The sequence below is a fragment of the Paenibacillus xylanilyticus genome, assembly GCF_047246825.1.
Lineage (GTDB): Bacteria > Bacillota > Bacilli > Paenibacillales > Paenibacillaceae > Paenibacillus > Paenibacillus xylanilyticus_B.
In genome coordinates this window covers 480,408-497,509 of the sequence record NZ_JBFOLB010000001.1, presented here as the reverse complement: position 1 = coordinate 497,509, position 17,102 = coordinate 480,408, and the positions used below count along the sequence as shown (strand labels likewise).

General features: G+C 46.7%; 8 protein-coding genes. All 8 read right to left on the bottom strand.

From position 1 onward, the window contains the following. Positions 1-191 precede the first annotated feature (191 nt). Complete coding sequence (locus AB3N00_RS02055; protein ID WP_413033068.1) at positions 192-1,604, bottom strand: sensor histidine kinase; 1,413 nt, start codon at positions 1,602-1,604, stop codon at positions 192-194. Continuing rightward, positions 1,601-2,314 (bottom strand): response regulator transcription factor, encoded by a 714-nt coding sequence (locus AB3N00_RS02050; protein ID WP_413035169.1) that lies wholly within the window; start codon positions 2,312-2,314, stop codon positions 1,601-1,603. The genes AB3N00_RS02055 and AB3N00_RS02050 overlap by 4 nt, the downstream gene beginning before the upstream one ends. A gap of 142 nt (positions 2,315-2,456) precedes the next feature. Continuing rightward, positions 2,457-4,655: a M1 family metallopeptidase gene (locus tag AB3N00_RS02045; RefSeq protein ID WP_413033067.1), complete on the bottom strand. Its 2,199-nt coding sequence runs from the start codon at positions 4,653-4,655 to the stop codon at positions 2,457-2,459. 373 nt (positions 4,656-5,028) lie between these two features. After that, complete coding sequence (locus tag AB3N00_RS02040) at positions 5,029-9,525, bottom strand: GH32 C-terminal domain-containing protein (protein WP_413033066.1); 4,497 nt, start codon at positions 9,523-9,525, stop codon at positions 5,029-5,031. Positions 9,526-9,691: 166 nt separating this feature from the next. Then, the gene (locus AB3N00_RS02035; protein ID WP_413033065.1) at positions 9,692-11,965 is read right to left on the bottom strand and encodes a GH32 C-terminal domain-containing protein; all 2,274 of its coding nucleotides are present in this window, start codon (positions 11,963-11,965) and stop codon (positions 9,692-9,694) included. Next, positions 11,962-14,430, bottom strand: coding sequence for a PfkB family carbohydrate kinase (locus AB3N00_RS02030; RefSeq protein ID WP_413033064.1), 2,469 nt, complete (start codon positions 14,428-14,430; stop codon positions 11,962-11,964). The genes AB3N00_RS02035 and AB3N00_RS02030 overlap by 4 nt, the downstream gene beginning before the upstream one ends. Before the next feature lie 28 nt (positions 14,431-14,458). After that, entirely contained in the window at positions 14,459-16,075 is a 1,617-nt protein-coding gene (locus AB3N00_RS02025) for an ABC transporter substrate-binding protein (protein WP_413033063.1), read from the bottom strand. Between the two features lie 124 nt (positions 16,076-16,199). Continuing rightward, positions 16,200-17,096, bottom strand: a complete 897-nt coding sequence (locus tag AB3N00_RS02020) for a carbohydrate ABC transporter permease (RefSeq protein ID WP_413033062.1) — start codon at positions 17,094-17,096, stop codon at positions 16,200-16,202. Positions 17,097-17,102: the final 6 nt, after the last annotated feature.

Below are 17,102 nucleotides of genomic sequence, written 5' to 3'. Positions count from 1 at the left end.
GCTAGGCCTTTTTGAAGCTCGTCGGCATATCAATCCATTCAGGCGGACACCAACCAGGACACGCTGTCTGTGTCCCGTCCAAGTCCAATTTCCTTTCATCATTATAGATTGATATTCAAATAAGTCAAACGCTTTCATACTAAAAAGTTCAGAAATCATGCTTTGAGTCGTAATAGAACTATCGTTCCCCTTTAGAGCAAAACTTCAATTCTTGTTCCGCTATGAAACTCACTCACAACATGGATTTCACCGCTATGGGCCTTCACGATATCGTGCGCAATGGCCATGCCGAGTCCTGCTCCTTTATGCAACTCACCCGTATTGGTTCCGCGATAATAACGGTCAAATATCCGTTCCAGTTCTTCATTCTTGATTCCTTTGCCATCGTCCTCGACAAGGATTCGAACGAATTCTCCTTCGTTCTCGACACTGACTTGAATGACCACATCCTCGTCGTTATGTACGACAGCGTTGTATATCAAATTGGCAACCGCGCGGCGAATCAGGATTTCGTCAACCTCTTTAAGAATTACTTCGTCGCTGTAACGGAAATGGATATTCCGATTGCCGTACCGGGCGTCATTCAATGTATCAATGACAGTGTTCCGGACAAGGCTGACGATGTTTACGCTCTTCAGATTGAGCGTCAGTCCCTTGTTTCTCAGACGGGTGGCAAGGTTCAGATCCTCTATCACGTCTTTCAAATAAAGCGACTTCCGTTCAATGATTTCCGCGTAATCCTGCATTTCCTCGACCGTAAATTCATACTCCTTGTCCCGCATCATTTCGGCGTACCCCTGAATTGAAGCAAGCGGCGTTTTGATATCATGCGAAATGTTCGCGATCCACTCCTCTTTCATCCGGTCCAGCTTTTTCCGTTCCAATTCGCTTGCCCGCAGCTCCTCGTTCAGCATGTTGAAATTGTAAAACACATCCTTGTAAATGCCCTTCGTTTCATAGTGCACCTGGTAGTTTTTATGGGCCAGCTGCTTGATCCCGTCAATGAGCACGGAAAGCGGCCGGGTTAATCTTTTGCTGAACAAATAAGCGATGCAGAGCGCGATGAAGCCATCGACGCAAATTAAGGTAAGGATGCCAAGCTGAAGGAAACGTCCGACCTTCTGGATATCATAGGTGAGGATATGCCGCTCAAGATAAGGGTTCTGAAAGCCGATCAAATAGCTGTAGCGTTTCCCGTTTCCCTGCTTTTCCCCTATATAAACGGTCGACATCAGTTCTTCTTCCATATATTTGTAGGTCTGAACGATATCCTTTGGTGTATATTTCGTTTTGGCTTCAGGCGGCACATGATAGCCATAAACTTGTTCGCCGTTTTCGTCCAAAATTTGAACCCAGGCCTGATTGTGCTCCAGCGTTTCCTTCCCTTGCAGGGAAATGACCATCCCCGATTCGGACAGAACGATTTCTTTACCGAATGACCGGGTGATGGCCTCAGCTGAGGCTTCATCTTGTTGGAACGGGTGATGGGAAGATACGCTTTGGTATATAAAAAGCCCGGTTACCACCAGAATGTTAATGAAGATGACGACAACTACAATCAGGACGACGGATACCAGATATCTGCCGGTCAGCCGCCATTTCATTGCGCCGATTCCTGCAATACAAACTTATATCCCAGTCCTTTTACGGTCACCAAATATTGCGGGTTTGACGGGTCCTTCTCGATCTTTTCCCTCAGCCGCCGAATATGAACCATGACCGTGTTGTCATAGCCGAAGGATTCTTCCCCCCACACTTGATCGTAAAGGCTTTCCTTGCTTATAATTCGGTTCGGATGTTTTAGCAAATAGCTAATAAGACCAAGTTCTTTCGGTTTGAGCTCGATGATTTCGCTGTTCTTCTTCAGTTCGAGTTTTTGTTCATCAAACTCAAATGGGCCAGCTTTCAGCATATGCTCGTTTCTTTTCTCGACCGGGGTAACCTCCGCTCTTCTGAAACGGGCTTTGATCCGGTAGGCCACCTCCTTCGGACTAAACGGCTTGGTAATATAATCATCACCGCCTATGGCAAATCCGAGTATTTTATCAATTTCCTCGGTTTTGGCTGACAAAAAGAAAATCGGCACGTTCGAAACACTGCGGATTTGTTTGCATACGTCATAGCCCTCACCGTCCGGAAGCATAATGTCCAAAATGGCGAGGTCGGGCTGCTTGTCCAGAAACTGGATCCAGCCTTCCACGGCGGAAGTGGCGGTATACACATGTTCGAAGCCTTCCTTGACCAGCACGGTTTTCAAAAGCTTGACGATATCTTCCTCATCGTCCACAATCAGTATTTTTTGACTTAACGGCAATTCGGTCCGAACCTCCTTTCTGTAGGCAGGGAAAAAGAGCGGCAGCTCAAAATCTTCCGCTCTCTTCATAATCATCTTCCCCGCCCTGTCAATAAATAACCATATATTGAAACGAGCGTATTGGCCACAGATACTCTTAATTTTAATCTTCGGCAAACAATTTCGCCATCGGATTAGTGATCTTTTTGTCTGTCGCGATACTGCCTGCTTGGTCCAAGATGTAATATTGATAAAAGTCACTGCTAAAACTGATCCCACGCAGCATTTGCTCCGCAAACGATTCGACCGCATTGCTGCTTAAGGCTTCATCGTTCCAGAAAAAATGCAGCAGCAGGCGATTCTGATTGTATGGATGCTTAACAACGTATGCGCCCTTAGATGCCTTTAGGTTCACCTTGCTTTTCCAGTCTAAGCCGATGGCCTTTGATTTTTGTATGATGCCGGGTTTAAGCGCCTGAATGAGTCCGTTGGTCTTGTAATTACCAATGGCGATGATGTTGCTGGTCCCGAGCTCCTTTTTTAGCTTGTTCTTGAGTGTTTGCCGATCGGAAATTACTTCGTATGGAATGTCCATAATCCCAAGTGTTCCTTCAAGCTTCGACAAGATCTTTTGTTGCTGCTCTTTCTCTTTGCCGACGGCCTGATCGCTTAGCACAATGGTCAGCGGTTCGCCTTGCAGCGCCTTATCCACAATGCGGCTCATCGTTTCCGAAGGAAGATTGGGAACTTGGATCAGAGACGAATGGTATGTGTTTTTGAACTGCTCATGCCAATACGCGGCTGCTTCCTCCTTAGATAATTGATATTCGGGTTTCAGGGCAAAATCAAAATCATGCAGCATCGTGTCCATTTCCTTTCGCGCTTCATCACCAAGTGTATCTTGGATCGTCTGCAAAAGCCCCTGTGTCGTCGCATTTTTATACTCGTACCGCTTAAAATATTCCTGCATGAACGAATCGAATTTGTCCTCGCCCACCATGCGGTATAACTGGTAGATGGCCTGGCGTCCTTTATTGTAAAAAGTTGGACTCTCCATGTCACCTACTTCCGTATTGGTTGAGGCGATCGGCTTGTCAATCCATGACACATCATCGATTTGGATAGACTTGAACCCGTTCAGATCATCACCTTGTTTTTCCGCGAAATAGACCTTCGAAAAATCGGCAAATCCTTCATCCAAAAACGATTCTGTCTCCGAACTGTTGCCGATCAAGGCATGGAACCATTGGTGGGCAATTTCATGAACGAATACGTAATCATGTGCCGGATCGCTGTTCAGTTGGATTTGCCCCATTTGAATGACCCGGGCGAACTCAACCGCCACCCCCTCAACGTATGACTCTGCAATCCGGAATTCAGAGTAAGGGTATTTCCCATATTTTTCGCTGAAAAATGAAATAGCCTCAAAAGCGGTGTCGATGTATCCGTCGACGAGTTTTTTCTTGCCTGGCATGTTGTCTGAGTAATAATATTCAACCGTGAGTCCATCCCGTGTAACACTCTCCACCTTATAATTCGGGCTGGCAAAGAAGACGAACTCCCGGGTGTTATCGGCCCTAGCGGTTACGATTTTGCGGCCGGGCTCCTTCGGGTCGGCCTGCGTCGTTATGTTTCCTGGCATCAGCATCTGATAGGCTTCCGGCACGTTAAAATGCACCTCGAAGTCTGATGAAACGTAATAATCGGATTCGAAGGCTTTACTGTATTTCGTTCTGTCCCATTCATGTTTGTTTTCGTCATAGACCGACATAACCGGGAACCAATGTGCACCGTTTATGATGTCTTTGTAGTACGAGAGACGCTGCATGCCGTAAGGGATTTTCACCTCAAAGCCGATTTCGACCGTCACTGCTTCGCCAGGCTTTAACTCCTGCTTCAGTTCAACGGTCAAAGCCTGATTGCTGTTCGAAAAGACCAAGGATTGCCCGTCTGCCGCCGCGCTCCGAATGTCAATGCCGCCCAGAAAGTCTTCCGGCTTCTTCTGTGGATTTTCTTTCTGGATCTCCTCATTGTTTCGCTCAAACATTGAAGTTTGGGTCGCTTTGGACCGGTTGGCGTCGGCAAACGTATGGAATACGATCTTCCGCAGGGTATCATTGGAAGTGTTCCTATAAGTGACGGTTTCGCTTCCCTTGATGCGCATGTTGTTTTCGTCAAGTCGGGCGTCGATCCGGTACTGGACTGGAGCATGAGCCTCTGCAGCCAAGGAAGACAGAGCGGATGAAGCCGCTGGCGCAGCTAAGGCTTGAGTGGCGTTGACAACGGGGAAGGCTGCGAGTGTAAAAGCCAGCGAATAAGCCAGCGCTTTTTTGGATATTGATTGGATGGTTGATCGATACATCGAATTCTCTCCCTGTAATATGTGTTGAATGGACTAGATCTGGATTCACCGGACGGAGTATTTATTTTGCAGCTCAGCTCAGCTTTCTCTTCGCTTGTGCGCAGGTTACTATCCTGAACTCCCCGATCAAAGTTGACTTCATTCCCCTTTACATGAATTTGCAGAACCACATCTTATTGTTGTTTGCCTGCTGTAAGGGTCGTAAATTCAATATTAAAGACCGCAACTTACACTGTGTTAAACCTAACCTTACAGGAACCTTAAATTTACGCAAAAACCCTCAGGACGCCTTTATTGCGTTCCTGAGGGTTTTATCCCGTTTTCATAATTTTGTAGCAGTTTTCGAATTTCCACTGACGGTTTCGATCTTGGTTTATCGCGAAGTAACGGTTACACCCGTGGAATTGTTTACCTTAACCGGTACATTGAAGTCATCGACGTTAATATGACCAAATCCGCCTATGGATTGATCAACCACCTTAATGTAAAGCTCCTCGCCGATGTACTCCGACGCATCCCAAATCTTCCGTTGATATTCCTCATAATTGGTGGCAGTCTCTTTGAATAACTCTTTACCGTCCGATACCCGGACCAGTGCAACATACAGCTTATCTATATCACGCCCGCCGCTAACCAGGAAATTGATTTTACCGTTTCCGCCAAGGACAAAATTTTGTGATTTTAGCGTTCCCGTTAAGCTGTCACCTCCGGCGCCCTCGTTGAAGCCCCATAAGTGATAGCCACCCGGAATTTTTTGCGACGGATTAAAATAAATGGTGTCCCAGAAAAATGGTGTATCTGTCACATGAACATCCGAGAAGGCCTCTCCTTCAGCTACCCAACCAGTTAAGTCGCCTGCAGCAAAATCATGGTTAGGCAGATCTGTAATATCGGTATACACCGAGTTATCCCAGTCATCAGGCACATCGACCGGAGCAGCCGCTTCCCCTTTTAAGGCATTCATGTTCCATACTTCCATCGACTTGACCGTAATATCGTTGTCGCCCCAGACCTGCAGTCCCAGGGAGTCGTACCTGCCCACATAGACGCGGGTTGTCAGCTTTTTCTTGTAATTGGCAAAGGCTTCAACAACTGAACGATCAAGAAAAATATGCAGCTTCAAGTTCTCTCCGTCAAGATCCACATATCCGCCTTGAATGCCGTCCACACGTACATCCGGGTCAATGCTGCTCTTCGTGCGATCCACATTCAATGTCCCGTTTGTCTTGTCGTAGTAAATGAGTGTTTCCTCTTGGCCGTTATCGGAGCGCCGCACCTTGAGGCCGAATTTCTGGGCTTCGCCGGGATCAATTTCCATTACAATCTCCAGCATGTCGCCTTTGACATTTTTAATCAATTGATTGGCGGTTTCCAGGTTTTTGTCTGCAAAATCAACTACCTTATTTCCCCGAAGACTCTGCAATTCCTGTATGGGTTCGATACGCAATTTATCTTGCTCGTCCAGGCTAAGTGAAATCGGCAATGCTAAATTATGGGCCCATCCAGCTTGGTATTCTGCTTGAGGTGTTCTTACATTTTGAACCATGGAATAAACAACCGTTCTTCCGTCAGGTGTGACCATTCCACTCTCTGCAGTTAAATAGCCATCACCCACATCCAATTTAGAAGGAGCCTCTTGGTCAGGTATAAATTTGAAGTTATCCCGATCCCAGGTGCCAATCCAGTAAAAGACCTCAACATCTCTTTTCACATCGCTCGCGGGAGGAACATGCTCCGGCTTTTCATGAGGGTTTATCATAAAAATATGCTTTTGCTTACCCGTACTGTCCTTGCCTAACGGCAATAATACGGGCAGTTCCCATACGGTACCGAGCTCTGGATACTGGCTTCTGTCACTATTGAATAAAGGTCCTTTATACTCCCAGTTGTACATATCGTCGGACACATACACCAAAGCAGTTCCACTGTTGAAATCTTCAAGGCCGGACGTCACTAACTGATACCACTTATCGACCTCTTCATCGTACCAGACAAACGGGTCACGAAACTCGTTATGGATGCCATTCCCGTTCTGCTCTGTTACTGGCGCGGGATGTTTCACCCATTGTTCCAAATTGGGATCGGATAAATCTGCCGGAGTCGCAAGTCCTGTTCTTTGGTTCGGAGACAGGGAGTCATTGCCGGCGGTATAAAAGAGAACGGGATTTCCGTCGCGATCATACGCTGCACTTCCTGACCATGCGCCGTCCGGATCCAAGGTGCCAGCTTCGGGGGCAAGAGCAGGCCTCACATTCTCCCAGTGAACCATATCGTCACTAACCCAATGTCCCCAGTGGATTTGATGCCAGAACGGACCTTGCGGGTTATGCTGATAAAATAAATGGTATTTACCGTTATAATAAATCGGTGCATGCGCTTCATTCATCCAGTTTTGAGGAGGCATCGCATGGTATTGGGGGCGGTGCTGATCTCCATCAAACACACTTGGGTCCTCATCAATATCACCATTCGGAATTACCGGAACCGCGCCCCCGTGAAGCGACTTCACCTCGTCGTATTCAGCTAGCAGCTCCTGAGCGGTAAGGGCTTTGTTCTGCAGCTTCACCTCATCAATGAGTCCGCTGAACATATTGTAGGAGAACAAGCCAGCCAATTCTACCGGTTTATTATTTTTCCCGATAATCAGACTTGCTCCAGATGGTGTGATCGGGACATTGACTGGTGTTGCCTGGGAAGCCACTTCCTCTCCGTTTAGATATAACTTAATCATTCCTTCTTTCTTATCGAAGGTAGCGGCCACATAATTCCACTTGTATTTTTCGAGCGGGTGATCCTTTACCCATACCTGAATCCACTGACCACCGATCCCGACCTGCATCGACCATGTGCCGTGCCGGTACATGCCAAGCGCGAAGCCTTCGGCTTTATCCTGATCAGACTGGTTTACAATCGCAGACAGCTTGTTCCCGTCCCCCCATTCGTAGCTTCGCGGGGCGACCCAAGCTTCAAGCGTAAACGCATCGCTTACAGGTATAATATCCTTTGTATTGATCTCAATATCATTTGAATATCCATCAAACAACAAGGCGCCGCCTTTGACTCCACGCGGAGTCCATCTCGGATCCTTCGAGGCCATGTATCTGGCGTTGTTAAATACATAGTTCACATCATGCTCCAGATTGCTTACTTCTTCAAGCGCCTTCTTTCCTGCGCCTTCATCAAGACTCATATAGAAAATGGTCCCCAAACCACGAGCTTGAAAAGCGTCAACAGCAATACTGGCTTGGTTGGATTGATCAACAACCTTGACATAGAGCTTCTTATTGTAGTGTTCCTGCATGTTCCAGGAAATTTTCTCGTTCGCACTGATATCCCCAGTCTTTTTAAGCAACGTATCTGTGGACGCATCATAAATTGCGACGTAGGCATCCTCCGGATTGACGATTTTTAAAATAGTAAAGGTAATGCTTCCGGTTCCCTGCATGGTAAAAGTATTGGAGGTAATAGAGCCCTGTCCTTCCGCAGAAGACTTGGCATAGAAGTTCCCTTCTTTACCGGCTTGAGCTTCCTGGGATACTTGAAAAGCAGTACCTTCAGCTGTCCAGCCATCCAAATTCCCGGTTTCAAAACTGCGGTTTGTGATTTCGGCCGGGATAATGTTCTCTGCCATGACACCTTCATCCGGTACGGTTTCACTGAAGGTATTGAAGGCATCCGCAAATATCAGTCCCCAATCCGATGCTGCATGATCTTCGATTTCAAGATACAATTTCTTTCCAATATACTTGGACAGGTCGGCTTTATATAATTCCATATTCGCCAGTCTCAGACCCTGCGCAGGATCCGGGAACCCGGACTCATTAAATTCACTGTTACCGTACCTGGCAATCAAGTCTCCCGTATCCGCTTCGATGACGCTCACATACCCTTGATTCGGATTCTTGCCTCCACCCAGTCTGAAGGAAATCCAGCCTGTTCCGCCCAGCTCGAAGGTGCTTGAACGAAGCACACCGGTGGCAGCCTCATTATATTTCCAGCCGTTCAAATGATAGGTGCCTTCCTGGTTGTACGGGATTTGTTCATCCCAAAAGGTTGTGTCGTCCGATACACTGTTCGGCCCAAATGCCTCACCTTCGACAACCGTCCATCCTGTTAAGTCCCCGGTTTCAAAGCTGGGATTTTCGATTTGATAGCGTTTGAAATCAGGCTTGATATCCGTGGCGATAATTCCTTCAGCAGGTTCGGTTTCATGATACATGAAGAATGCGTCCGCAAATATCACTCCCCAGTCCGTGGTTGCATGATCGACGATCTCCACATACAGCTTCTTGCCCAAATATTCGGAAAGATCTGCCTTATACTGCTCCATATTAGCTAAGCGCAATCCTTGTGTGGGATCCGGGAAACCAACGTCGGCAAAAGCGCTGTTCCCATACCTGCCAATAACTTGTCCCGTCTCAGCTTCCACGATATTGATATATGCCTTGTCAGGGTTCTTTGCACCGCCAAGTTTGAAGCTGATCCAGCCGCTGCCGCCAAGTTCAAAAGTGCTGGAGCGAAGCACACCGGTTGCTGATTCATCATATCTCCAACCGTTTAAATGATAATCGCCTTCCTGGTTGTACGGTATTGCTTCCGCCCACCAAACTTTTTCGTCCGATACGCTGTTCTCGCCGAAAGCATCGCCCTTGACTACCGTCCAACCCGTCAAATCTTTTGTTTCAAATCCTGGGTTTTGAATTTGATAGACGGTATCCATAACGGACAGTTCCGTTTCAGTCTTTGGAAGTTGCCCCACCTCTTCATGTGTTTCGGCTGCCATTGATATTTCAGGTACAGCAAGCTGGAGAAGCATTGTCCATATGATCATTCTTATCATCCAGGTTCTTCTTGTACTTGCATATTTCATTCAAGAGCTCTCCTTCACGATTTTATATTCACCGGAATTTTGACAGCTCCCCTTCTACAAGGAAGAATGGTCATGAAGCATAAAGGAGAGAGAATAGCACGCTTTCATAAAAGTCCTGGTTTTTGATCAAATTGTCCAAAGGGTAAGGAGCGCCTAAGCGCTCTTTTTACCAAATGGATTTCATCTCCCATATATCCAGCGATTTAACCAACAGTTCCCCATCTCCCCAAATCTCAAGTCCCAATGCATCCAAACGGCTTGGATACACTCGGGTTGTCAGACTTTTTAATCCGTTGGCATAAGCTTCGACCATAGAGCGGTCCATATAAATGTGAAGCCTTAGATAATCTTCCAGCAGTTCAAGCTTACCGCCTTGCACACCTCTGCACTTTTCTCCCGGATGAAGCGTGGTGTTTGTTCGATCTACCAAGAACATCGATTCACTCATATCATAAAACAGAAGGGTCTCTTCTTCTCCATCAGGCGTACGACGTAACTTCATTCCAAATTGTTTTGCGCTAACCGGCTCCATTACCACTTGAATCTCAAGCATGTCGCCTTGGACCTCCTGCAGCAGTTCGTTCGCTTCAGCCAATGTTTTGTCATATAACGACAACCGCTTAGCGCCTCGTAATGATTGAAGCTCCTGAATGGGTTCAATCCCCAGCCGTCCGTCTTCCCGTAAATACACACTTAACGGTAAGCCGCCATTATGAGCCCAGCCCGATTTATATTCCAACTCCGACGTTCGGTCACCTTGTGCAATCGTAAATACGATCTTTCTGCCAGTCTTGGGATCTATCATTCCGCTAGGGCCAGTAAAATGAAAATCACCAACATCAATCAACTGAGGCTCCTCTTGATCAGGAATAAATGATAGTTCTTGCATGTCAAGCTGCCCGATCCAGTAGAATACCTCGACGTCCGCTCCCTGTCCCACAGGACTGACTAACAGGAGAAATTTGTTCTCCCCCTTTCGGTCACGACCTAAAGGAAGAAGCACAGGAAGCTCCCAGATGGGTCCAAGATAAGGAAACTTCTGAATATCTGCTTTAAAAAAGGGCCCTTTGTACGTCCAATTCAGCATATCCTGGGACACAAAGGCAAGCGCGGCTCCTCCTTCGTCTTCAATCCCTGACCCGACCAAGGCATACCAGCCATTATCATCCTTCCATACGAACGGATCCCGGAAATCTCCGAATGCACCCATTCCTTTCTTCTGCACAATCAACGGCTCCGGATGTTTGACCCAATGAACCAGATCCGGATCGTTATCCATGGGATAAGTGCTTCGGGCAAGGGCCACGCTCTGATTCGGCGAAGCACTGTCATTTCCCGCCGTGAAAAATAAGACAGGCAAACCTTCCACATCATAAGTTGCACTTCCCGACCAAATTCCGTCCGGGGCGAGTTGATCTTTTTCGGGAGCCAAGGCCACAGGAAGATCCCGCCAATGTACGAGATCCTTGCTTACCCAATGTCCCCAATGGATTTGATGAAAAAACGGGCCAAGGGGGTTATGCTGATAAAATAAATGATATTGCCCGTTAAAATAAATCGGTGCATGAGGCTCGTTCATCCAATGCGCTGGCGGGCTGACATGATACTGCGGTCTATGGCGATCCGGTAGCAGCGGCCTCCGATCCAGCTTTATTTCCTCATCATTTAATAGCGGATGGGATCCTCTGTGGTTGGTATCTATTACATATCGATAAGAATCGATTACCTCTTGTTTGCTCAGGGCCCGATTATAAATGTTGAGTTCATCAAGCATACCGCTGAACATGTGAAGGCTGAATACATCTGCCAGCAGACTGCTGTGATTGTTTTTGCCAATGAGCAATTCCGTGTCTAAAGCCTCGACCAGCCGGGAACCACGAGGTAGATCAGTCGAAGCGACTTCACTGCCGTTTAAGTAAAGCTTCATGATCCCTTGATTTCCATCAAATACAGCATTCACGTACGACCATTGGTTCTTGGGAAGTTCATGTCCGTCCGGTGCCCAAAGTTCTTTCCAATCCCCACTTTCCAAACCGACTTGAAAGGACCAAGAGCCATGACGATACATCCCCAGCAGATATCCCTGCTTGCGATCCATGTTGTGATAGTTCACAATGGCAGATAACTTTCCTTCATACCCCCATTCATAAGAACGTGGTGCAAGCCATACTCCAATACTTAGCTCTGATCGGTAGTTGTACTTGATGTTTGGATCTTTAGCGTGAGTCGCATGGGCAATATAAGTCGAGTAACCATCGAAAAGGAGTCCATTTCCCACCACTCCTTTTCTCCACTGCGGGTCGCACGGTTCGGTGAATTCTGCTTGATTAAATACATAATGAATATGATCCCGAACTTTCGATATGCTCTCCATAGTGTTGAATCCTGTTCCTTCGTCAAAGGTCCAGGACATCATCAAGCCCTGATTTTTCGAATTCATACTTCCCCCCTCCTTAATATCTGCTTTATGACATCTTTAGAAGCATGGATCGACTGAAGAGCATGGATATGCAGCAGGTTCAGTTTCGCTTGTCCCGATTTCGAAATAATAGAAATACTGTCCATTGGCGCGTCCGGGAAAATCTGATCGGTCAGGACAACCAGGCCATCATTCCCATACACTTCAACCGCATTGCGATCCAGCCAGATATGCAGCTTAATCTTCCCCTTCTCTTGGGACATGCTGGCACCGTGGTTGCATGGAAACGATGAATGGAAGTCAGTCAGTCCCGACTTCGTGCGGTCAATGAACAACCACTCGCGCATCGAATCGTACCCGATAACCGTTTCACTCTCTCCGGTGGATTTCATGATGATCTGTACCTCGTCACTGGAACCCATATCGATATCGACTTCAATCTCAAGCAGATCATCGCTAATTTTATGACTAAACGGTGTCTCGGCCGTCACTCTGACATCAGACCAACTCATGGGGTCTTTCCGCAACTGCTCTATTTCCCGAACAGGCATTTGGGTTAAAACGACTCCTTCATCCTGACTGCTTAATGCCAAGGTCCGAGGCAAAGTCATTGACCCTCTCCAAGTACCTGTTGGCGTCTCGTTGGCATATTTCCAGTTGCTCATCCATCCAATGATCACGCGCCGGCCGTCTTTTTCAGGTATATCCGACCAGGTGACCCCGGCATAGTTGTCCCGACCATAATCTAGCCACATGATGTGATCAGCGGAGTTATCGTTAATGAACGTCACTCCATCGAACTCACCGATAAAGTATTGGGTACGTGAGCCTTCCGGACAAGAAGGATTATCCCCTATGCTTATGATAAGCACCCACTTGGTACGCCCCGTATCACCGATAGGCAATTCAAAGAGATCTGGGCATTCCCAAACACCGTCGTGGGAACCTTCCTCATGACCGAATACACTGGCGAGCGCCCAATCAATCAAATTTTCCGATCGATAGAAGCGAACATGGTCACCCGCGACTATAACCATAATCCATCGCTTACTTTCTGCATGCCAGAATACCTTAGGATCCCTGAAGTCAACCAGATCAGGTTCGGCAAGGACCGGATTCCCCGCATATTTATGCCAGGTTTTTCCTTTATCGCGGCTGTAAGCCAAGCTTTGCCGTTGTCGAGGCTGATCAGTCTCCGGATATGTATCCGCATGAGTAAAGATTGCAATCAATCCATGGTGACCTTCAAACAGCCCGCTGCTATCGTTCCAGTCAACCACACAGCAACCGGAAAATATAGCTCCATGCTCATCAGGAAACAAAGCGATTGGTGCATGCTGCCAGTGAATCAGATTCTCACTCACGGCATGGCCCCAGTGCATCGGGCCCCATTGGTTACTAAAGGGATGGTTCTGATAAAACAGATGATATTCGCCCTCGTAATAAACTAATCCGTTCGGATCATTCAACCAATGGGAGGGAGGAGAGAAATGAAATCCTGGTCTGAAACTGTCCATTTTGAACTCTTTACTAGAGTCTATCATTTTGTTTATTTCATCTGTCGTTGGCATAGATTGGAGAGCTCCCTTCCGAGTTGTTACTAATGCACCGCCAGCATTGGCAAACGTTAACATGTAGATGATTTGCTGCTTTGTCAGCAGATTTAATGAATTCCCTATTTCCAGCAACTTGGTTAAAAAACAGCCCAGAAATGCGTCGCCAGCGCCTGTCGTGTCGATGGCTTTTACCGGAAAACCTGGAGCATATCCATCATGAGCGGTCATCCGGTAATAGGAGCCTCTATCTGCTAACGTTACGACAATCAAGGGGATGCCAAATTGTTGCTGCAGTTCCAAAGATCCTTTTTCAATGTCTGTTGCACCCGTGATAAAGCTGAGTTCTTCTTCCGATATTTTCAAAATGTCGGTATACTGCAAGCCCCAAAGAATATTCTGCTTCGCTGCCTCTTCAGTCTCCCATAGCGAAAGACGGATATTCGGATCAAATGAAAGCAGTGCGCCAGTCTCTTTGGCCTTAACGACAGCTGCTCTCGTTGCCGTCCGTGCGGGCTCATGGGTCATCGACAATGATCCAAAATGCAGTACTCTGGCGTTCTCGATCAGATCGAAAGGAACATCTTGTGAGGATAAGAAGGTATCCGCTCCTGGCTTCCGAAAAAAACTGAATGACCGGTCGCCGTCTTCATCCAAGTGAACAAAGGCTAGCGTTGTATTCGCTTCATCGGTAAATGTGAGCCCTGATACATCAACCCCACTGCTAAGCAAGGCTTGGTGCAGTAACGAACCGAAACGATCCTCTCCAATCTTGCTGATTAATGCAGCTTTGACTCCCAATCGGGATAGCGCCACTGCTACGTTAGCCGGTGCCCCTCCAGGATTACACTCATACTGTTGGGTGCTTCCCCCAGCAGAATCAACTGGAGTAAAGTCTATCAACACTTCTCCTATAGCTATAACATCAAGCACAACTTCTCTCCACCCATCGCTTGTTAAATTATTTTTTTAAAGTTGCGTTATATCGATCCAGCCCGTTTTGGTAGATTTCCATCAACTCGTTCAATCCCATTTTCTCCAATGTCTTCACATAATTGTCCCACTGCTCATCCACGCCGCCCTCGACAATGAATTTACCTCGTTGGGTATTTACATATTTAATCAGCTCTGACTCAATTCTATTGATTTTGTCCAGCTCCTCCGGTTCAAAGAAGATACTCGGGTAGCTTTCCTTCTCCATGTAAGGTTCGTAATATTTTTCCAAATCTTTAGCGCGCTGTTGTGCCCTAGGCTCCATGTCTACAACTTTTCCGAAGTCGTCGATCGTAATGACACCTGGTCCGCCTGTGCCCGGAGCCACTTTTTGACGGAATTCTCCTGCTGATGTTCCTTCAGGTAGGGGCAAGTTTACCAATTTCCCATTCTCATCCTTCTCGAATACAACATCCAGCGGGCCCCAATGAATTTGAGCTGCCATGTACGGTTCATACTGTTGATCGATCCAGCGCATCGTAATTTCTGGGTTCTGGTTTTCCTTCGTGATCACAAATGCACCACGACCGGGGCCACCCCCATTGCTTCGTCCAATCGTTTGGGCACCATTAGGTCCTTTTAACGGAGACAACAATGCATAATCCTTTCCTCGATCAGGTCCAACAACTTCCTCCACCTCCCACCAGATATAGGAGCCGAGCGTTTCGTCTGTTGTTTTGCCTTTGGCCAGATACTGCGCTGCGTCCTGGGTAAAGGATTCAGGATCAATCAAACCCTGCTTATACCATTTCTCATTAAAATATTTAAGGGCTTCCTTATATTCGGGCTGCGTCGCAGTAAAAATAACTTTGCCATCGCGAACAACCCGGTGCTCCAGATTATCCGGCAGGCCAAACGCTCCGAAAATCCCTGCAATATCCATACACCACTGCATATGCATAAAGCTCAATGGAATCTCGTCGGCTTTACCGTTTCCATTTGGATCCTGAGTTTTAAATGCCATCAGCGCTTCCGTATATTCGTCCAACGTCTCAGGCATTTTCAAACCCAGTGTGTCGAGCCACTTTTTATTAATCACGTGGAAGAAGGGGTTGGTTCCAAGGTTGTTCTCCTCCCAAGAAGGCAGCCCGTAAATGTGCCCATCAGGTGCTGTGATGGAGGACTTGATATCAGGTCTGCTATCTAAAAGCGCTTTCAGATTAGGTGCATATTGATCAATTAAATCCTCCAAGGGAATGATGGTTCCGTCTTCACCGTAATTAATTAGTTCGTAATCTGTAAAACCAGCCCCGTAAAATGCATCTGGTAAATTTCCGCTTGCGAGCAAAAGGTTTTTCTTTTCTGCAAAATCAGTGTCCGGGATATTCTCCCACTCGATCTTAACGTTGGTCTGCTCTTCAAGACGCTTGAATATTTCCATTTGCGCATACTCCGGTGCTAATGCAGCTTTCGGGGATACCATTTTTAAAGAAATCGCTTCTTCAACGATCGGAAGACCGGTCTTGTTGAAATCGGCAGGTGGGTTGGAAGTCTGTTTCTTCGATCCGCCGTCTCCTGAACATGCACTTAGTGCAAATGCGCCAGTCAGTATTAAAATTCCCGCACTTTTGAATACAGATTTCATGATGCATAAACCTCCCAAGAATTTGTTTCAATCTCTGGTCAATTTTTTTTGATCTTTGTTGGAGCCGGTTTGCAGAGACGTATACATCTCCCGTACATCCCCCCCTTCAAGTACCGTGTCAATATCATCCCTTGATCGAACCGATCATTACGCCTTTGACAAAGTATTTCTGAAGGAATGGGTACAAGATTAACAGCGGCAAACTGGATACAATGATGACACCGTATTTGATAAGTTCAGTAACACGCATCTTCGCCGCGTATGATTCCACATCCACCATCATGCCGGAGTTAACCTGGTTCTGGACAAGGATATTGCGGAGTACCAGCTGAAGCGGATACTTGCTTTCGTCATTCATATAAATCAAAGCATCGAAGAAACCGTTCCAGAAACCAACCACATGGTACAGAACCATGACAGCAATGATTGATTTTGACAAAGGCATTACAATGCTCCAGAAAAATCGGGTGTTGGAACAGCCGTCAATTGAAGCCGCTTCCCACAATTCATCCGGAATGGATGACTGAAAAAACGTCCTCACGATAATGACATTGAAAACACTGCCGGCTCCTGGAATAACTAAAGCCCAGATGGTATCCAACATCTGAAGGTCCTTAATCAACAGATACGTGGGAATTAGTCCCCCGCTAAAAAACATGGTGATCATCAAAAACCACATGATTGCCGATTTGCCCATCAAATTTTTGCGAGCCAAAGGATAGGCTGCAAATACCGTAACAGCTACACCAATCAGCGTTCCTACACCCGCATAAAGAATGGAATTTGCATAACCGATCCAAATCGAAGAATCGCTGAAGATTCGAACATAACCATCCAACGTGAACCCTTTTGGAAACAACCAAACATTCCCGGAATAGATCTGATTTGGATCACTGAATGAAGCAATCAACACAAAATACAACGGGAATAACACGAGAAGCATAATCAAGCTCAATAAGACAAGGTTGATCACGTCAAACCAAATGTCCCCTCTGCTTTTTCTTTTCAATAACTGATTCAAATTAAG

What these genes read in the sequence shown, in the direction of transcription:
- AB3N00_RS02055 (WP_413033068.1), bottom strand. Translation starts at nt 1,604, where the DNA reads ATGAAATGGCGGCTGACCGGCAGATATCTGGTATCCGTCGTCCTGATT.
- AB3N00_RS02045 (WP_413033067.1), bottom strand. Translation starts at nt 4,655, where the DNA reads ATGTATCGATCAACCATCCAATCAATATCCAAAAAAGCGCTGGCTTAT.
- AB3N00_RS02040 (WP_413033066.1), bottom strand. Translation starts at nt 9,525, where the DNA reads ATGAAATATGCAAGTACAAGAAGAACCTGGATGATAAGAATGATCATA.
- AB3N00_RS02025 (WP_413033063.1), bottom strand. Translation starts at nt 16,075, where the DNA reads ATGAAATCTGTATTCAAAAGTGCGGGAATTTTAATACTGACTGGCGCA.
- AB3N00_RS02035 (WP_413033065.1), bottom strand. Translation starts at nt 11,965, where the DNA reads ATGAATTCGAAAAATCAGGGCTTGATGATGTCCTGGACCTTTGACGAA.